Origin of the sequence: Thiomicrorhabdus sp. zzn3 (assembly GCF_029767755.1) — a bacterium.
In the GTDB taxonomy this organism is placed as follows: Bacteria; Pseudomonadota; Gammaproteobacteria; order Thiomicrospirales; family Thiomicrospiraceae; genus Thiomicrorhabdus.
On the sequence record NZ_JARUQS010000001.1, the window covers coordinates 249,721 to 268,435 of the forward strand.

The following is an 18,715-nucleotide window of genomic DNA, read 5'->3' on the forward strand; positions in this document are numbered from 1 at the left end:
ACTTAATGAATAAAGACTTTGTTATGAGTGATCAACCAATTCAACAACCAAAAAATTTTTTGATACGCCATGCCTCGTTGCGGCAGATTCAGGTGTTTGAATCGGTTGCACGTAATCTTAGCTTTACTAAAGCCGCTGAAGAACTTCACTTAACTCAGCCAACAGTGTCTTCACAGGTTAAAAGTTTAGCCGAAGCGATAGGGATTCCCCTGTATGAGCAGGTCGGCAGAAAAATTTATCTCACTGAAGTGGGTGAGGAAGTGGCCTGTAGCTGTCGAGATGTCATCAACCATTTCTCAAACTTGGAAATGAAACTGGATGATTATCGCGGCATGACTCGCGGGCGTCTTCGGGTCGCGGTTATGACCACGGCGAAATATTTTATGCCTTTGGCATTAGGAAAGTTTTCCAAAAAATATCCCGATATCGATTTGGATTTGACGATTTCCAACCGGAATACGTTGCTCAAGAGGATTGCCCGAAATCTCGATGACATTTATATTTTGGGGCAGGTTCCTCCCAGTGATTTGGATCTTGAGGTGATTCCTTTTGCCCCGAATCCGTTGGTTATTATCGCCAATAGTCATCATGAATTGGTCGGTAAAAAAGTCACCCTTAAGCGGTTGTCCAAAGAACCTTTTATTATGCGAGAAGAGGGTTCGGGGATACGCTCGGCAGTCGAGAAGGTGTTTGCCGATAAAGACTTGAAAGTGAATGAGCGATTGACTTTAAAAAGCAATGAAGCCATCAAACACTGTGTGGCCGGCGATCTCGGGGTTGCCTGCGTGTCCAAGCATGCGCTGTATTTAGAAAAAGAACAGGGCCCGATTGTCGAGCTCGATGTAGAAGGCTTTCCTATTCACAAACAGTGGAATATTGTTTATCCAAGAGGTAAAGAGCTTTCGATCATTGCTCAAGAGTTTCTGGAATTTTTGAAGAAGTCGGGCGAAGAGTTTATTGAGCTCTAGAGCGACTTGCAGGCTCGGAATTTTTGCAGGGCTGGGTCGGTACAATCGCCATCCAACCGCCCTGCTTAAGTAGGCTTATCTTCGTATTTGGCCATTTTCTCGTGCGTCAAATTTAGTACGTCATTTCTCATTGATCAACAATCGCCAATGCTTAGTATTTCTCTGCTTGGAAAAAGGTGGCTTTGCAAAATAGCCCCTTTCGAAACGTGAGAACCCATGGTGTTTATACGCCGTCTTGTTTGCCTTTGATCTCCTGCGTTTCCTTTTTGCGCGTCGCGCTTCAGGCGGTTTTGTCTCCTTTGAGTCAACTATTCTCTTTAGTCTATAGGTCGCATTTGATTTACCAATTTTTCTTTCGCATCGCTATCTCCTAAGATTTAAAACACATTCAAATCGTCGAATCTTGTCAAGCAACAACGGCGTGCTGGCATTCGATAGGTGGTTAAGGAGTTTTCTATGAATATGCAATGGATTGGCGCTTCAATGATGTTGTTAATACCGACACTCTTTTTTATTGGGGCCTTGGCCAACGAAAGGCGAGCAAACTGGAAGCTGGCGACCCTGATCAGTTTAGCGGGGCTGGCTCTGACACTGTTCCTGGCACTGTCGGTTCTCTTGGGCTGGATTAACTTATCGGAGTCCGGTCAATGGGTTGGAGCTTCAGGAATGAGTTTGGTGATGTTGGGGTTGGTAAGCTTTATCGCTTTCGTCAATATTCGATATTCCAGTGCCTATATGGCAGGAAACATAGAGGAAGAAAAACGTTATTTGCGTTGGCTTCTGGTTACGCTTGGAAGCGTTGCCACCGTGATTGTCAGTAACCATATGTTGGTATTGATGGTCGCATGGATTGCGATCAGTTTGAGCTTACACAGGCTGCTGGTTTTCTTTCCACATAGACAGCGTGCGGTGTTGGCTGCACATAAAAAGTTTATCTTCGCGAGAGTGGCGGAGGCCTGCTTGTTAGGTGCGATTTTGATTTTGCACTATGAGCATGACACTTGGTTCATCAGCGAAGTTTATCAAAATGTCTCGCTGTCCGATGAGCTAAGTAATTGGGATCAGTTTGCGGCGGTGCTTTTGGCTATGGCCGCTTTGGTAAAGTGCGCCCAGTTGCCATTGCATGGTTGGTTGATTCAGGTGGTGGAGGCGCCGACGCCGGTGTCGGCATTATTGCATGCCGGAATCATTAATCTCGGCGGCTATCTGCTGATTATTTTTGCGCCGCTGATCATGCTGTCTGATGTTGCGCAATGGATCTTGCTGGTCGTCGGAGGGATCACGACGGTATTGGCCGCGTTGGTGATGATGACGCGGGCGTCGGTTAAGGTGCGTTTGGCCTGGTCAACCATGTCGCAAATGGGATTAATGCTCGTTGAGTGCGCTTTAGGACTGTTTGAATTGGCACTGCTGCACCTGGTCGCACACTCTTGCTATAAAGCTTACGCTTTCCTGAACTCGGGATCGGAAGTGGAATCGAGTCTGAAACGCAGACTTGCCAGACCCGTGCCTCCTTCGGTGAGTGAATGGTGGTTGGCTGGAACAGCCTCTTTGGCGTTGGTTGCCGGTCTGGTTTGGATCGCTGACTTGCCGGCTCCTTATAGTCCGTGGCTCCTTTTCGCTATTGCATTGACGCTTTTAATTGCTGAGAGAAGGGGGCGATTAACTGCCGCTTCAGCCACGGCAATGGTTGGTTTGGGTGCCGTTCTTCTGTTGGTTTACAGCCTGCAAAAAAATGGTGCCAGCTTGATTGTTCCGTCTATGCAGGCCAGCGTCGGATGGGAAGGCGATTTATGGATAGCGCTTCTGCTTGTTCTGTTCATGGCGGGTTACGTGTTGCTTCGTTATCACAGCGACAATGCGTGGATGAAAAAGGTTAGACGGGCTTTTTATGCCGGGTTTTACTTGGATGAATGGGTCACGCGTTTAAACCTGAGGATTTATCCGACAAGATTGCCGGTCAGATTTAAGCCCAAGAAATTACAGATTCCCAAAGAGGAGTTATATCAATGATTTTGCACAAAGATAAACATCCCGAACTCGGAGGTTTGAGTCAAGCAAAGCCTTTGACGCCGCGGCTTTCAGATAAGCAGAAGGCGGCATTGGCTGAAGCTTGCGGGCGCATCGCTCCAACTTGGCCACTGGATGAGCTTATTGCGGTCAATCCTTGGTGGGAAATGCGAAACCAGCATTTTGCCAAAGTTTCGGCCAAGTTGAGCGCTCTGAGTCAGGCGCAGTGCGTGATGCCGAAATCCTATTTTCAAGAAATTTGGATGGAAGACTTGCAGCCTCAGCATCTTCAGCAGGCCATAGAAGAAGCAGGAAAGGATTATTCCATTGAAAACCTTGAGCGTTATTTGCTTGAGGAGGATGAACATACGCACTGGCATAATGTCAGCGATTTTGTTGATAGCGGCCGGGACCGAAAATACAAGATGGCTTGGCGAGATGAAATAACCCATCAGATAAGTCAGTTTTGTGCGGACTATTTCCGTTTGAAAGACGACCAAGGTTCGTACTCAGACAGGTATAAGGGATTGTATGGCGAATGGTTGGCCACCACCCGTCAGGATAAGGGAATTGAAATCCTAATGGCGGAAGACGGGTTGACTGAACATTTCCTGGATTTGCCCGAAGAGACGGAAGATCTCTTGGCGCAAGCGATTGTCGGTTTGGGAGTGCCTGATAGCCAAGTGGCAGATTATGCGCATGCATTGCTTCTTGATGTAAACGGTTGGGCTTCTTGGGTGGCTTATTTACGTTGGCAAGACCGTCTTAATGGCCATGAAAATGACCTGATGATGGAGTTTCTTGCCATTCGTTTGGCGTGGGAGTGGGTGCTTTGGTGCCATCAGAAAGAGAGAGATCGTTCCGTATTCAATGAGCTCAAGGTGATGTGGAGACATCAAATGAGCATTTTGCCGGAATTGATCGAGATTCATGAAGCCGCGCAGGCCAAATCCTGGATCTGGCAAAGAGCGGCCGAGCTTGCTTATCAATCGGATCTGCATCAACAATTAAAACACGCCAGTAAATCGGGGAGTGAAAATAAGGAAGTGCCGGCTTTATTGCAGGCAGCGTTTTGTATCGACGTTCGCTCTGAGGTCATGCGACGTGCATTAGAGGCTCAAGACGCAAGAATTGAAACCATTGGGTTTGCAGGATTTTTCGGGTTGCCCATCGAGTACCAACCGATAGGAACCGATGTTTCTCGACCGCAACTGCCAGGATTATTGAAGTCGGGCATCAAGGTCACTCCGATTTTGTCAAAAACATCCAAAAAATCGACGGCCAGTTCGTTGAATCTAAAAGCTCGTTGGATAGAGTGGGGAAATGCGCCTCCGGCGACCTTTAGCATGGTTGAAGCGACAGGATTAATGTATGCGTTCAAGTTGCTGCGCAACAGCCTGTTTCCAGATGAGCATTTGCACCCTGTTAATCATTTGCCGACAACGGACGAGTTTGAAATGACGCAGCAAGATTCTCCGTTGTCGATTGAACAAAAAGTGGATTTGGCGGCAGGCATCTTGCATGCCATGGGGTTGGATCAAAACCTGGCGGAAACTGTGTTGTTGGTCGGTCACGGGAGTAGCAGCTGCAATAACCCGCACGCAGCCGGTTTGGACTGCGGGGCTTGCGGAGGACAGACCGGAGAAATCAACGTGCGCGTTCTTGCGTTTTTGTTGAACGATCAATGTGTACGCGACGGGTTGAAGGACAAAGGGATCGTTATTCCTGATGACACGCGTTTTGTTGCGGCCATGCATAATACGACGACGGATGAATTCACCTGCTATGGTTCTGACAGCCTCAATGAGCGGGTTAGCGTCTGGTTGTCTCGCGCCACTGAGCTGGCGCGCCAGGAACGAGCCGGAAGACTGGGTTTGAATCATTTGCAAGGGCCGAGTTTACATCAGTCGATTCAGCGGCGCGCCAAAGACTGGTCTCAGGTGAGACCGGAGTGGGGACTGTCAAACAATGCCGCGTTCATTGTGGCGCCGCGCTCAAGAACCAAAGGATTGGATCTTCAGGGACGGGCGTTCTTGCACGATTATGATTGGCAACAAGATTCCGATTTGTCGCTGTTGACCTTGATTATGACCGCGCCGATGGTCGTAACCAACTGGATCAATCTGCAGTACTATGCTTCGGTTTGCGATAATCATGTCTATGGCAGCGGCAACAAGGTGTTGCACAATGTTGTCGACGGCTGTATCGGTGTGTTTGAAGGCAATGGCGGTGACTTAAGAATCGGTTTACCGATGCAGTCGTTGCATAACGGAGAGCAATGGATGCACGAGCCGCTTAGGTTGAGCGTGTATATCGATGCTCCTTGGGAGGCGGTTGATCAAGTGGCGTCTGAAAATGAAGTGGTAAAACAGCTCATTGATAATGAATGGCTTTATTGCTTTATATGGGGGCGGGATGGAACCATCCAGCGTTATTTGAATAACCGCTAACAACAAGTCAAAATGATGCGTTCGTAGCGGCCTTTGAGGCCGTGCCGTACGCCGGCTTCATGGCGTGTCGTGGGCGATCCGAGTTTCATTCCTTCTTCGAATAGGCATTAATTGATTCATCGATAAAGCGCAGCTTGCCTTTTACAACATCTGAAACCTGGAATGGATACGGTTCTGAAACTCCCATGCTTCGATTTAATGCGTTCATCATTTGAGTTACCCGATCCCATTCGGCGAACCAGTGGTCAAAGTTGTGCTCTCTAGGATCGTATATACTCAGCCCATAAGTCTGTGCGGTCTGTAGCGTGTCTACAATGTGCATGTAATGGGCCCAGGTTTCCGCCCAGTCTTCATAGGGGTGGCTGCTGGCATAAGGGGTGATGAAACGACTGCGCCAATGGTTTTGTTTGCCTTGTCGGTAGTAGTGTTCCAAGGCGGCTTGATAGTCGGTACGTTCATCACCAAACACCTCTCGAAAACAGTGCTTTTGTTCAGGAGTAGCGATAAGTTTTGTCCAGAAATAATGCCCGATCTCATGGCGAAAATGCCCAAGAAGGGTGCGATAGCGTTCTTGCATTTGTTCTTTCATTGCATGTAAAAACCCCTCGTCTGCTTCAGCCGCGTTCAGGGTGATCAGCCCCTGGTTGTGTCCGGTCAGCACGTGCTCCAAGGTAACGTTTGGGTTGCTGCGCTGATCTTCGAGAAAATCAAATTGCAGGTCGGCAAACTTTTCCGGACATGAGGCATTGATAAGGTTTAAATCAATAAGTGTTTGGAAAAGCTGGCGCTTTGCCTGTTCCAGTTTTTGCCAGCGCAAAGGGTTTTTAGGCTGGCTCTGGTCTGGAATGGTGCGAGTGGTTCGGCAGCAGATACACTGGCATTGCGAGTCATTAGGTGGCAGCAACCAATTGCAGACCAGGGCGGTTTGGCGATGTTCGCAGGTTTTGTAGGGGTTGGACTTATCCCCCTTTTCATCATGCGATAAGAATTGATTGGTATCAATAAGTTCGCCAAAAAGCATGGAACCGCTATGGGGGTCATAAGCAATCGATCTTCCACATTTTCGGCAAAAATGATTGTGGAAGAAGCTCTCTTGTCCGCAGACACAATAAAATCGTCTCATTGCTTGCGGTCTGATCTTGAGAAGTTATGTCGAGTTGTTTTCTGTGCAGTGGCCGTCATCGCGTGCATTTAAGAGACTCTCCTTGGGTTGAACCAGATATCGTAAAGAAGATTGTTGATCATTGAAAGTTCCGATTGAATCCAGTCTAAGTGGTCATGCAGTTCGTGGCTGCCTAAGATTAATAATTTCTCGGCATTTATTTTTTGTTGTAATAATTGCAATGCAGTTTGGACGGCCGATGGATTCGGTAGGTCGTCCATAATCGTGTACATGGCTTTTAAACAGTAGCTAAGTGAGCGTGCAGAAGAAGGGTCTTGTGTTAAAAAACTAATGACTTCCTGGCCTGAGATTTCACTTTGATATTGTTGGCGGTACATAAAATAAGAGCTGATCGAACGGAGCAAGTGCGCCCACAATATGGCATCAAAGTGGGATTCCTCTTCATTCTCAAAGCACTCTTGGGCAATGTACAAACCGCCTTCATCCAAGAGTCGGGTCGTCATGTCGGCGCGTTCAATAAACATGCCGAGCTTTAGAAAACGATAGGTGTCGTTCTGACTCATTGTACCCGACAGCATCCCTGAGAAGGCTTGGCATGCACGAATAATGACCGACAGCAATGCGTTTCTTTTGGCGCGTGTTTCGAAGTCTTCCTGTTGGGATTTAACGAGCAAATACAATTCATTAACGTGGACCCAGGCTTCCCTTGGCAAAATGTCTCGGGTTGTGCGAATATTTTCTCGCGCCCAACGTAGAGAGGACATCAGCGAGCTCGGGTTGTTCGGGTCGCTCAACAGCATGGTCATGCAGTTTTTTTCGCTGCGACTGTCGTAATTGGCGGCGAAATAGGCTTCGTTGCTGGTGATTTGCACCAGGCTGTACCAGCTGAGTTTGACCGATTTCGGGAGGTCCAGCATCAGTTGAGAATGAACTTTGGCCAACCGTGCCGTATTTTCCACGCGTTCGATATAGCGCGCCAGCCAATATACCCGTTCAGCTACTCTTGAAAGCATGCGTCTTCCTCCGTTACTACAATCCAAGTGTCTTTTGATCCGCCCCCCTGGGAAGAGTTCACGACTAATGATCCCTTTTGTAATGCGACTCTCGTCAGTCCTCCGGCTGTTACATAAGATTTCTCTCCTTGAAGGATGAAAGGTCTCAGGTCAACGTGGCGAGGCTCTAGGCCTTCTTCGCATACCGTAGGAACGGTTGAGAGATTCAACGTAGGCTGTGCGATATAATTTCTGGGGTTATCTTGAATAAGTTTGGAAAAGGTCTCAATTTCCTCTTTTGAGGCTTTTGGGCCGATCAATAATCCGTATCCTCCCGACTCATTGGCCGGTTTGACGACAAGTTCCGAAAGGTGCCCCAGCACGTAATCGCGGTCTTGTTTACGGCTGCACAGGTAGGTGGGAACGTTTTCAATGATGGGCTCTTCATTTAAATAGAAGCGGATCATGTCGGGCACATAGGCATACACCACTTTGTCGTCGGCAACTCCGCATCCCGGTGCATTTGCGATAGCGACGTTGCCGGCTTTCCAAGCCCGCATTAAACCGGGAACACCTAGTGCAGAGTCTTTGCGAAAAACTTCCGGGTCAAGGAAGGCGTCGTCAATGCGGCGGTAAATCACATCCACTCGCTTTAGGCCCTCAATATTGCGCATATAAACGCAGTTGTCTTCAAGAACGACAAGATCTGATCCTTCAACAAGTTCAGCCCCCATCTCATGGGCGAGGTAGCTGTGTTCATAGTACGCGGAGTTGAAAATGCCCGGGGTCAACACCACGACTTCGGGATTGTCGCTCTCATGCGGGCATAGAGAGCGCAACATGGACAAGAGTTGCATGGGATATTGATCAATGGGAAGGATGTTCATGTCCTGAAACACTTCTGGCATGACCTGTTTCATCACCGCACGGTTTTCCAACATGTAGGAGACTCCGGATGGAACTCTTAAATTATCTTCAAGTACATAGACGGTGCCGCTGGCGTCTCTTACCAAGTCTGAACCGCAGATGCAGGCCCATGAGCTGTGCTTTAGGCGCATTCCTCGGCATTCGGGGCGGTAATCTTTTGAGGAAAGAATGACTTCCTTGGGGATGACTTTGGCTTTAAAGATTTGTTGATCGTTATAAACGTCTTCAATAAACAGGTTGAGTGCTTTTAAGCGCTGTTTCAGGCCTGTGCTTATGCTCTGCCATTCTTGACTGCAAATGGTTCGGGGAAAAACATCAAAGGGCCAAAGGCGATCGATATTTCCATTGTCACTGTAAACGGTGAAGGAAATTCCCATTTGTGCGATAGCGGCTTCAGAGCTCTTTTGCAGTTCTTGAAAGGAGTTGAAAAAGGTATCGTTAAGTTGAGAGAACAGTTGTTTGGCGGATTCTCTGGGTTGATCCGGGGCGGCGAGCGCCTCATCGTAAAAATTGTTTACCGGATAGTGGCGTAATGATGTGAGCATGGTCAACACCTTTGTTGTGGTTTTAAGTTAACTTAACAACAATTGTGCGATAGGTTTAAATTGTTTATTTTTCAATGTCTTAATTTTATTTGGGGCGGAGTAAAGGGCATGTGTTAACAAGCGTTTGAAACAAAATGGTGCGACGTGAGCATCCGTTTTATTTCAGTGATTCAAAGAGTTTGCCGTGTTGAAGCTTTTCTAAGCTGTAAAGAGAATGTTTTATTTTGGTGCAATTTTGTTTCTGTTTTTAGTTTATAGCAGAGTTGTTGTTTGTTAACTGTTTGAATATAAATTAAAAAATATATTTGGAACCGTTAATGTTATTACGAATTTCAATAATTGTAATAACGTGGTATCCAAAGATATGAGTTTGTTGCCTAAAACATGGTTTGTTCCTAGAGCCCCATTAGATGTCCGCTCTCGTTATTTTTTAATATTTTCCAGCTTTCTTCTGCCGTTGTTTATTTGGTCTTTAGTGAGTTATGTCCCTCAGTTATGGCACCCTAAGATCGAAATCACTGATTCCGGGGATGCCGGTTATTTAAGAGTGGGGATGCTGGTTGATAAAGAAATTTTCTACCGAGAGGTGGAGAAAAAAGAATCGGAAGGCAAAGTGGCTCCGGAAGGATTTCCGTCTAATCCGGTTTATCTTCCAGCCCCTCATGAGGTGGCTACCGCGCTCTATACCGCCTTTACCACGCCGCCCAAAAGATCGAACGAACCTTGGTTGCACGAGAGCCTCCTGCACAGTATTCAAGTCATTGCCTGGGGATTTTTTTGGGCCGTTTTGATCGGCGTGCCTTTGGGTATTTTGGCCGGTACCTATGAAGCGTTTGCAAAGTTGATCGAGCCGTTTACCGAATTTTTCAGATACCTTCCCGCTCCCGCGTTCGGGGCTTTAGCCGTGGCTATTTTGGGTATTTATGACGCCCCCAAGATCGCGATCATTTTTATAGGAACCGTCTTTCAAATGATCCTGATCGTTGCGAACACGACCAGGAAATTAAGTCCGGCCTTGGTTGAGGCAGCGCTGACGCTGGGATGTAACGGGGCTTCCCTGCTAAAACGCGTCATTGTTCCGGGTGTTCTGCCCGATTTGTATCGAGACATGCGAATTCTTTTGGGATGGGCATGGACCTATTTGATTGTCGCGGAATTGATTGGAACCAGCTCTGGAATTACCTGGTTCATTACGCAACAAGCCCGATATAAGAACTTCGACAATGTGTTTGCAGCCATTTTGATCATTGGCGTGATCGGACTGGTAACGGATCTGATCCTGGCTTGGTTGGGCAGAAGACTCTTTCCTTGGAACAACAGTAAATAAAGGTTGACCCCATGAATCACAATGAACATAACCCCAATCGTCATCCTCTTGCTGATTTATATACTCCTGAAATTACAGCGCGTTTTGAGCGCATTCGGAATCGTCCGGTAGCGATTGAAGTAAATCAGCTGCGAAAAACGTTTTACCACAAAAAACAGGAAAACCTGGTTCTTGGAGGGATCGATTTCAATGCGCACCAAAGAGAGTTTATGTGCGTTGTGGGGCCGTCCGGTTGCGGTAAGTCGACCTTGGCCAGAACGATTGCAGGCTTGGAAACGCATGACTCCGGAGACATGATAGTGGCTGGTTCTCATGTGAGTGGTCCTGGTCCGGATCGAGGCATGGTGTTTCAAAAATACACGCTTTTCCCGTGGATGTCCGTCAAGAAAAATGTCATGTTTGGTTTGGTGCAGTCCGGTCAAGACAAGGCGGATGCCGAGCGGGATGCACTGCAGTGGATCGATCTGGTGGGGCTGTCGAAGTATGCAGAATCTTATCCGCATCAATTGTCGGGCGGGATGCAGCAGCGTGTTGCCATAGCAAGGGCTCTGGCGGCACAACCTAAGGTATTGTTGATGGATGAACCCTTCTCGGCATTGGATCCGCAAAATCGCGCCAAGATGCAGCAGTATCTTCTGGAAATCTGGCAAAACATCGATATTACCATTTTGTTTATTACCCACGACTTGGACGAAGCGGTCTATCTTTCCGATCGTGTTTTGGTTTTGGATGCGCACCCGGGAAGGGTCAGGGAAATATTGGAGGTACCGCTGCCAAGGCCGAGACCGATTGAGCTGATGTTGAGTGATGAGTTTCAGGCGACCAAACGTTATTTGGAGAGTCTTGTGCATCCTCCTATTACCCATCTGGATGTCGAAGAGAAACTGAGTATGGTGCAAATGGTGCCGGTGGATTCTGAAGTCCCTAACATTTTTTAGAATCGGTGAAACTATGAATAAGTCAAACTTGGTCAGAGTAAGCGCTTCCATGCCGGCAAAAGTCCTAGAAGACTTAGATCGCTTGGTCAAGAGGCGAGGGTTTCAAAACCGTTCGGCTCTTCTGACGGAGATGATCCAAAAGGAAGTGGCGTTACAGAACCAAAAACACAGTGATGAGGTGATGGCCGGTACGGTGACGCTCTTTTATGACCATACCATTTTAGGGCTACAGCACAAACTTAACGAAATTAAACACAAGTATGTAGCGGAAATCATCTCCTCTACACAGATTCAATTGGTTGATCAACACACTTTGGAAGTCAATCTTCTGCAGGGATCAGCACAAACCCTGCAAATGATCAGTGACGAGATGATTGCCAATCGCGGTGTCAAAACCGGTAGCTTGTATTTGGTGAATTCGGTGATTCCACCGATTCAGAGTCAGAGCCATGCAAGTTGATTCATGTTTGATATGAGAAAAGAGGAATTTATGGAAAATTCAGTTTCTAAAATTTGGTCTGAAACGATCCAGGCCGGCGCGCATTGGTCGGGCGTGATTCGTCGAGGCACCACCTTGAGAGTCAAGGATTTGCAAGGCGGAGCGAATGTCTCCATGTTGATGTACAACTTGGAAGTGCCGAGTGAACGCTACAACATGCCTGACACTTTAAAAGGACAGAAAACCGCGTTTTTAACGGCGCCTAATGTCTGTTATTCGGATATGGGGCGAGTCATGTGTTCGATTGTTGAAGACACCTGCGGTTGGCACGACACCATTGGCGGTATATCAAACGCTAAATTGGTCGAAGAAAAATTCGGGCAGGCCTCCTATCAGGAAGTGCATAACGATTATTTTAAAAACGGTTACGACAGTTTAGTCAACGAGCTCGAAAAATGGAGTTTGCAAGCTAAGGATTTGGTGCCGAACATCAACTGGTTCAGCAAAATTCGAGTTGAAAATGACGGCGCCATGACGTTTGTGGAAGGCAACAGCCAGGCGGGCGATTACGTGGATCTGCGCTTTGAAATGGATTGTATCGTTGTGCTGTCAACCTGTCAGCATCCGCTTGATTCAGCCTCTAGTTATGCGCCAAAACCGATTGAACTGACGGTGTCTAAATCGGCTCCGATGCAAAGTGATGACGCTTGCCTGCGCCACAAGCCTGAAAACGAGCGCGCTTTCTATAACACCGCTATCTATTATGGAGAAAAGCCTTATGACTTTAGCCACTGAAGAAATTATGCCAAGCCAGATTGTCCATAGAGAGACCGTTAAAGCGGGCGATCCTTGGATGCATGTGGTCAAAGCGGGAGAGACGTTCCGTATTGTGGATCTGGAAGGAAACCAGGCGGTGGATACGCTGTTTTATAACGCCAACAACACCGAAGAGCGTTACAGCGCGACCGACACCATCAAGTCGCAAGGGAACATTTATTTAACGACAGGCTCGGTATTGCGTTCTAACTTGGGCAATCCCATGCTGACGATTACCGCAGACACTTGCGGGCGTCACGATACGTTAGGCGGCGCGTGCTCGGCGGAGAGCAATACGGTGCGTTACTCGATCGATAAACGTCATATGCACTCCTGTCGAGACAGTTTCCTGGTGGCGTTGGATAAGTGGGACCATGGCATGAGTAAGCGCGACCTGTCCAGCAACATCAACTTTTTTATGAACGTACCGGTTTCACCGGAGGGGCATTTGGATTTTGACGACGGCATTTCGGCGCCGGGACGTTTTGTGGAAATGAAGGCGGAAATGGATGTGCTGGTACTGGTTTCAAACTGCCCGCAACTCAATAATCCATGTAACGGATACAACCCGACTCCGGTAGAAATGCTGATCTGGCAGGAGTAACTCGGCCAGCCGCGGAGTTCAGGACGACCTGATAGCTTGATGAGCACTCCAAGAACAAATTAAAAGTGGGACGACTCACTCGGCGATCAAGAGCAAAGAGAGATAAGAATGTTTTCAAAAGTATTGGTGGCAAACCGTGGTGCGATTGCAACACGCATCATGCGCACGTTGAAAAAAATGAATATTCGTTCGGTGGCATTGGCATCCGAAGTGGATCAGGGATCGTTGCATGTCCAGATGGCGGATGAGGTCATTCTGCTGAAAGGCGCCACGGCGACTGAAACTTACCTGAATGTTCCTTTAATCCTTGAAGAAGCACTTGAATTAGGCGTGGAGGCGATTCATCCGGGGTACGGTTTTTTGAGCGAAAACGACTCTTTTGCCGAGATGTGTGAGGCGGCTGGGATTACGTTTATCGGGCCACGTCCGCAACATATTCGAGAATTCGGTTTAAAACACACGGCACGTGAGCTGGCGATTAAAAGCAGCGTGCCTCTGTTGCCGGGGTCGGATCTGCTGGATGATGTGGCGCATGCACTGCAAGAAGCGGAGCGGGTCGGTTATCCTGTAATGCTCAAGAGTACCGCCGGAGGAGGCGGAATCGGCATGCAGAAATGCCACTCTGCGGCAGAGTTGTCAGAAGCCTTTGAGCAGGTGGTGCGTCTGAGTCAGAATGCCTTCGCCCAAAACGGCGTGTTTATCGAGAAATTCGTCACCAATGCACGCCATATTGAAATCCAGATTTTCGGTGATGGCCAGGGCAATGTGGTGTCGTTTGGGGAGCGTGACTGTTCCTTGCAGCGCCGTAATCAGAAGGTGGTGGAAGAGACGCCGGTGGTCAATATCGATCGTGCGCTGGTAGACGCGATGGAAGCGGATGCTGTCCGTTTAGGCAAGCTGGTTTCTTATCAATCGGCGGGTACGGTTGAGTATGTTTATGATGCGGATACCAATGAATATTACTTCCTTGAAGTGAACACCCGTTTGCAGGTGGAGCACGGCATTACCGAGACGGTGCGTGATGTGGATCTGGTCGAGTGGATGCTGGAAGTGGCCTATCACCAGCGCTTCCCGGAAGCAGTCAAGCCGGCTAAAGGCCATTCGATTGAAGTGCGGGTGTATGCCGAAGATCCGGCCAAGAATTTCCAGCCCAGCAGCGGCAAGGTGACCCAGTGGCAAATGCCGGAAAATGCCCGCGTAGACACCTGGGTGTCGACCGGACAGGAGGTCAGTTCATTTTACGACCCGATGCTGTCAAAAATCATTGTCAGTGCCGAGAATCGCGAAGCGGCAATTCAGGAGCTGCAGAAAGCGCTCGAGTCGACCCGAATTTACGGTTTTGAAACCAATGTCCGTTACTTGACCTCGCTCTCCTACGATAACGGTTTTATCAAAGGAAGCGAGCTTTACACCCGTTATTTGGCGGACTTTGCACCGCAGCCTTCGACGGTAGAGGTCTTGAATCCGGGAACCCACTCTATGCTTGTCAGCTATCCCGGGCGCGTGGGACACTGGGATGTCGGGGTACCGCCATCCGGGCCGATGGATGCCTTGGCGCACCGGTTGGCAAACCGCTGTTTGCAGAATGTTCAAGAAGCCTCCACCATTGAAATGACGGTTTCCGGCGTCAGTCTCAAATTCAATCGAGATACGGTGATCTGTTTGACCGGGGCTGATATTCAGCCGACCCTGGATAAGCAGCCGATAGCCATGTGGCAACCGGTTGCCGTCAAAGCGGGTCAAGTACTGAAATCCAAAGTGATTAAAGAGGTGGGGCAGCGCGCGTATCTTGCGATCTCCGGCGGCTTTGACGTGCCGGAGTATATGGGCAGTGAAACCACCTTCTCTCTTGGTGGATTTGGCGGACATGGTGGCCGTTTATTGCGTGCCGGTGATGTTTTGCCGATCCATGAAATGAACCAGTCAAGCGGCGAGTTAGCGCCGATTCCTGAAGCGTTGATTCCGAGTTATGCCAATCAGTATGAGATTGCCGTGACCTACGGGCCGCAGGGGGCGCCGGATTTTTTCACCGACAAAGACATTGAAACCTTCTTTTCGGCCGAATGGAAAGTGCACTATAACTCGAGTCGAACCGGGATCCGTCTGATTGGTCCCAAGCCGGAGTGGGCGCGTGACGACGGTGGAGAAGCTGGATTGCACCCGTCGAATATCCACGACAATCCCTATGCGATCGGAGCGATCGACTTTACCGGCGACATGCCGGTGATTTTGGCCCAGGACGGCCCGAGTCTGGGCGGTTTTGTCTGCCCGGCCACCATCATTCAGGCCAACCAGTGGATCATGGGGCAGTTGCGTCCTGGCGATAAAGTGCGCTTTAAAGCGGTGTCGATTGAAACCGCTGAAGCGCAGATGAAGGCGTTTGAGCGTTGGGTGGAGAATTATGAACAGCCTGAGGATTTGAGGTTTCTGGCTAACCCGACGCAAGAGTCGTGCATCTTGCTGGAGTTGGATGAAACCCAGCACGAAGTGGGCATTCGTTATCGCCGCTCCGGCGACAGCAACCTGTTGATCGAATTTGGCAAAATGGAGCTGGACATCGCCCTTCGTTTCCGCGGCCAAGTGCTGTATGAAAAGCTTAAAGAGTTGAATTGGTCTTGTATTATCGATTTGACCCCGGGTATTCGCAGTCTTCAGGTGCATTACGATGCCAAACAGATCTCGCAGATGGATTTAGTCAACCGCATTCAGGAAGTGGAAGCCGAATTGTCCAGCGGTGGGGATATGGTGGTGAAAAGCCGCATTGTGCATTTGCCGTTGTCTTGGGACGACCCGAGCACGCAACTGGCGATTGACAAGTACACCCAGTCGGTGCGCCCGGACGCCCCATGGTGTCCGAGCAATATTGAATTCATTCGCCGCATTAACGGTTTGGACTCGATTGAAGAGGTCAAAAAAATCGTGTTCGATGCCAATTACCTGGTCATGGGCTTGGGGGATGTCTATCTCGGCGCGCCGGTGGCCACGCCATTGGATCCGCGTCACCGCCTGGTCACTACCAAATATAATCCGGCGCGTACCTGGACCCCGGAAAATGCAGTGGGGATCGGCGGCGCCTATATGTGTATTTACGGGATGGAAGGCCCGGGTGGCTACCAGTTTGTCGGGCGTACCATACAGATTTGGAACGCCTACCATCAAACCAAGGTATTCACCCAAGAAAAGCCTTGGCTGCTCGAGTTTTTTGATCAGATCAAGTTCTATCCGGTGTCGCATGAAGAGCTGGAACAGGCGCGTAAAGATTTTCCACTGGGCCGCTTTGACATCAAAATCGAAGAGACGGAATTGTCGTTGACGGAATACCAGGCCTTCCTGGAACGTGAACAGGAATCCATAGAGCGGTTCCAAGGCACGCAGCAAAAGGCGTTTGAAGAAGAGCGTCAGCGTTGGCAAGAGAGTGGGCAGGCGAACTTTGAATCGGACAGCGGTGAGGATGAAATTATCCAAGAACCGGAAGCGGAGGTGCCGGAAGGGTTCGAAGCGGCGCTGTCCCCGATTACCGGCAGTGTGTGGAAAATTCCGGTTCAGGTCGGCGATCAGGTTCAGGAAGGGGATGTCATTGCCAGTCTGGAGACCATGAAAATCGAAATCCACATTGAAGCCGAGGCCGATGGCGTCGTCACCGAAATTTTGGTGGGCGAGGGCGATCTGATTCAAAACGGACAACGTTTAATGATTCTGGAGCTGAACCATGCATCTTAATTCCAAAGCGCAAAACCGATATCACCTGGGCATTCAGACGCTGCACGCGCAGTATCAAAGCGGCGAGTTAACCCCGCAAATGTTGTTTGAGTTTTTGCACCATCAGGCTGAGGCGTTGCCGGAATACAACATCTGGATTCGCCTGCTTACCATGCAGGAAATACAGGGATATCTGGATCGTTTGGGCGAGTTTGATCCTGATGCCAAGCCCCTGTGGGGCATTCCGTTTGCGATTAAAGACAACATCGATTTGGCCGGCATTGAGACCACCGCGGCGTGTCCCTCTTTTGCGTATCACGCGCAGGAGGACGCCGAGGTCGTGCGCCTGTTGATCGAAGCCGGTGCAATTCCTTTAGGCAAAACCAATATGGACCAGTTTGCAACCGGCCTGGTCGGAACCCGTTCACCGTATGGGGTTTGCCATAACAGTTTTCATTTCGATTACATTTCCGGTGGCTCCAGTTCCGGTTCCGCGGTGGCGGTGGCCATGGGATTGTGCAGTTTCTCTTTGGGAACCGATACCGCCGGGTCAGGACGAGTGCCGGCGGCGTTTAATAATCTGATCGGTTTGAAACCCTCCAAGGGGCTGTTGAGTACGCGCGGTGTGGTGCCGGCGGTTCGTTCACAGGATGTGGTGTCCGTTTTTGCGCTTGACAGCGGGGATGCCAACACGGTGTTTGAGGTGGCTGCCAAGCAGGATTTGGCCGACGCTTACAGCCGTTCGGAAGGCGCATTGTCGGTGCCCGCGTGGGGCGACAAACCGGTCATTGGCATCCCGGATCAACCGAGCCGCTATTTTGCCGGCGATGAACTGGCGCAGGTGAATTTTGAAACGGCGGTGAATCGTATTAAATCGCTGGGGTATGAGGTTAAGGAGCTGGATTTCACGCCGTGGCTGGAAACCGCCAAATTACTGTACGGCGGCGCCTGGGTGGCCGAACGCTATGCGGCGATTAAGGCATTCATTCAAAGTGACCCGCAGGACATGGATCCTACGGTTGGCGGCATTATTCAATCGGCTTCCGAACTGGGTGCGGTTCAGGCGTTTGAAGGCATGTATCAGCTGCAAGAGGCGATCAGAGCCACCCAATCGGTTTGGCAGCAGGTTGACTGCATAGTGACGCCGACGGTGCCGTCAATCTTTACCATTGAAGAGTTGCAAGCCGAACCGGTTGCGCTTAATAGCGAGTTGGGCACCTATACCAACTTCATGAACCTGCTGGATTACAGTGCGGTGGCGATGCCGAGCGGGTTCCGTGAGGATAATCTGCCGGCCGGGATTACGGTGTTTGCTCCGGCGGGAAGTGATCGCAAACTCCTCGACTTAAGCCGTCAGTGGCATCCGCAGTTTGTGAAGTATGCCGCGGCCAACGGCAGCGTGCTCAAAGCCAATGATCCGATTGAAAGCCGGCAGGCCATTCCTCTGGCGGTCGTCGGCGCGCACTTGACCGGCTTTCCGTTGAACGGCCAATTGATTGAGCGTGGCGCCAAGTTGCTCAAAGTGACGAAAACCGCGCCGAAATACCAATTTTTTGAGCTGAGCAGTCGGCCGATTCTGAAGCCCGGATTGGTCAAGGTCGGCGCAGATCATGGCGGCGCTTCGATTGAACTGGAAGTCTGGTCGATGCCGAAAGAACATTTGGGCAGCTTTTTGGCGTTGATTCCTTCGCCGTTAGGCTTGGGGAAAGTGGAGCTGGAAGACGGTTCGGAAGTGATCGGCTTTATTTGCGAGCCGTCGGGGATTGAAGGCGCCAGAGAAATCACCGAACACGGCGGCTGGCGCAACTGGATGAAGGTCCGTCCTCAAGAGTAAGAGTACGGGAGGCCTGAAACGGACCAGGCCTGTTCAAAATTTT

General features: G+C 49.5%; 13 protein-coding genes. 10 read left to right on the forward strand and 3 right to left on the reverse strand.

Features of this window, described 5'->3' with window-relative positions; all coding sequences use genetic code 11:
- Positions 1 to 23 precede the first annotated feature (23 nt).
- The 3 genes from QCB44_RS01110 (at position 24) to QCB44_RS01120 (ending at position 5,428) form a co-directional block, all read left to right on the forward strand.
- On the forward strand, positions 24 to 968 hold the full coding sequence (locus tag QCB44_RS01110; protein WP_279407426.1) for a LysR family transcriptional regulator: 945 nt from the start codon (positions 24 to 26) through the stop codon (positions 966 to 968).
- A 456-nt stretch (positions 969 to 1,424) separates the two neighbouring features.
- Positions 1,425 to 2,981 (forward strand): NADH-quinone oxidoreductase subunit L, encoded by a 1,557-nt coding sequence (locus QCB44_RS01115; RefSeq protein ID WP_279407427.1) that lies wholly within the window; start codon positions 1,425 to 1,427, stop codon positions 2,979 to 2,981.
- The gene (locus QCB44_RS01120; RefSeq protein ID WP_279407429.1) at positions 2,978 to 5,428 is read left to right on the forward strand and encodes a DUF2309 domain-containing protein; all 2,451 of its coding nucleotides are present in this window, start codon (positions 2,978 to 2,980) and stop codon (positions 5,426 to 5,428) included. Before QCB44_RS01115 ends, QCB44_RS01120 begins: the two co-directional genes overlap by 4 nt.
- 85 nt (positions 5,429 to 5,513) lie before the next feature.
- Here QCB44_RS01120 and QCB44_RS01125 read toward each other — a convergent pair whose 3' ends face one another.
- From QCB44_RS01125 to QCB44_RS01135, 3 genes are all read right to left on the reverse strand, one after another.
- Positions 5,514 to 6,551: a putative zinc-binding metallopeptidase gene (locus tag QCB44_RS01125; RefSeq protein WP_279407430.1), complete on the reverse strand. Its 1,038-nt coding sequence runs from the start codon at positions 6,549 to 6,551 to the stop codon at positions 5,514 to 5,516.
- 68 nt (positions 6,552 to 6,619) lie between these two features.
- Positions 6,620 to 7,564, reverse strand: coding sequence for an alpha-E domain-containing protein (locus QCB44_RS01130; protein ID WP_279407431.1), 945 nt, complete (start codon positions 7,562 to 7,564; stop codon positions 6,620 to 6,622).
- Positions 7,549 to 9,015 (reverse strand): circularly permuted type 2 ATP-grasp protein, encoded by a 1,467-nt coding sequence (locus QCB44_RS01135; RefSeq protein ID WP_279407432.1) that lies wholly within the window; start codon positions 9,013 to 9,015, stop codon positions 7,549 to 7,551. The genes QCB44_RS01130 and QCB44_RS01135 overlap by 16 nt, the downstream gene beginning before the upstream one ends.
- A gap of 475 nt (positions 9,016 to 9,490) precedes the next feature.
- Between QCB44_RS01135 and QCB44_RS01140 the strand changes: the two genes are divergently transcribed.
- The 7 genes from QCB44_RS01140 (at position 9,491) to atzF (ending at position 18,672) form a co-directional block, all read left to right on the forward strand.
- Positions 9,491 to 10,342 (forward strand): ABC transporter permease, encoded by an 852-nt coding sequence (locus QCB44_RS01140; protein WP_279407434.1) that lies wholly within the window; start codon positions 9,491 to 9,493, stop codon positions 10,340 to 10,342.
- 11 nt (positions 10,343 to 10,353) lie between these two features.
- Positions 10,354 to 11,280 carry an ABC transporter ATP-binding protein gene (locus tag QCB44_RS01145; RefSeq protein ID WP_279407436.1) on the forward strand — a complete coding sequence of 309 codons (927 nt, stop codon included), beginning with the start codon at positions 10,354 to 10,356 and terminating at the stop codon, positions 11,278 to 11,280.
- Positions 11,281 to 11,293: 13 nt separating this feature from the next.
- Positions 11,294 to 11,740 carry a ribbon-helix-helix protein, CopG family gene (locus tag QCB44_RS01150; RefSeq protein ID WP_279407438.1) on the forward strand — a complete coding sequence of 149 codons (447 nt, stop codon included), beginning with the start codon at positions 11,294 to 11,296 and terminating at the stop codon, positions 11,738 to 11,740.
- A 30-nt stretch (positions 11,741 to 11,770) separates the two neighbouring features.
- Positions 11,771 to 12,514 carry an urea amidolyase associated protein UAAP1 gene (locus QCB44_RS01155; RefSeq protein WP_279407439.1) on the forward strand — a complete coding sequence of 248 codons (744 nt, stop codon included), beginning with the start codon at positions 11,771 to 11,773 and terminating at the stop codon, positions 12,512 to 12,514.
- Positions 12,498 to 13,139 (forward strand): urea amidolyase associated protein UAAP2, encoded by a 642-nt coding sequence (locus QCB44_RS01160; protein ID WP_279407440.1) that lies wholly within the window; start codon positions 12,498 to 12,500, stop codon positions 13,137 to 13,139. The genes QCB44_RS01155 and QCB44_RS01160 overlap by 17 nt, the downstream gene beginning before the upstream one ends.
- A 108-nt stretch (positions 13,140 to 13,247) precedes the next feature.
- Positions 13,248 to 16,859, forward strand: coding sequence for an urea carboxylase (gene uca, locus QCB44_RS01165; RefSeq protein WP_279407442.1), 3,612 nt, complete (start codon positions 13,248 to 13,250; stop codon positions 16,857 to 16,859).
- Positions 16,849 to 18,672, forward strand: coding sequence for an allophanate hydrolase (gene atzF / locus QCB44_RS01170; protein WP_279407444.1), 1,824 nt, complete (start codon positions 16,849 to 16,851; stop codon positions 18,670 to 18,672). Before uca ends, atzF begins: the two co-directional genes overlap by 11 nt.
- Positions 18,673 to 18,715 lie beyond the last annotated feature (43 nt).

What these genes read in the sequence shown, in the direction of transcription:
- QCB44_RS01110 (WP_279407426.1), top strand. Translation starts at nt 24, where the DNA reads ATGAGTGATCAACCAATTCAACAACCAAAAAATTTTTTGATACGCCAT.
- QCB44_RS01115 (WP_279407427.1), top strand. Translation starts at nt 1,425, where the DNA reads ATGAATATGCAATGGATTGGCGCTTCAATGATGTTGTTAATACCGACA.
- QCB44_RS01120 (WP_279407429.1), top strand. Translation starts at nt 2,978, where the DNA reads ATGATTTTGCACAAAGATAAACATCCCGAACTCGGAGGTTTGAGTCAA.
- QCB44_RS01125 (WP_279407430.1), bottom strand. Translation starts at nt 6,551, where the DNA reads ATGAGACGATTTTATTGTGTCTGCGGACAAGAGAGCTTCTTCCACAAT.
- QCB44_RS01130 (WP_279407431.1), bottom strand. Translation starts at nt 7,564, where the DNA reads ATGCTTTCAAGAGTAGCTGAACGGGTATATTGGCTGGCGCGCTATATC.
- QCB44_RS01135 (WP_279407432.1), bottom strand. Translation starts at nt 9,015, where the DNA reads ATGCTCACATCATTACGCCACTATCCGGTAAACAATTTTTACGATGAG.
- QCB44_RS01145 (WP_279407436.1), top strand. Translation starts at nt 10,354, where the DNA reads ATGAATCACAATGAACATAACCCCAATCGTCATCCTCTTGCTGATTTA.
- QCB44_RS01150 (WP_279407438.1), top strand. Translation starts at nt 11,294, where the DNA reads ATGAATAAGTCAAACTTGGTCAGAGTAAGCGCTTCCATGCCGGCAAAA.
- QCB44_RS01155 (WP_279407439.1), top strand. Translation starts at nt 11,771, where the DNA reads ATGGAAAATTCAGTTTCTAAAATTTGGTCTGAAACGATCCAGGCCGGC.
- QCB44_RS01160 (WP_279407440.1), top strand. Translation starts at nt 12,498, where the DNA reads ATGACTTTAGCCACTGAAGAAATTATGCCAAGCCAGATTGTCCATAGA.
- uca (WP_279407442.1), top strand. Translation starts at nt 13,248, where the DNA reads ATGTTTTCAAAAGTATTGGTGGCAAACCGTGGTGCGATTGCAACACGC.
- atzF (WP_279407444.1), top strand. Translation starts at nt 16,849, where the DNA reads ATGCATCTTAATTCCAAAGCGCAAAACCGATATCACCTGGGCATTCAG.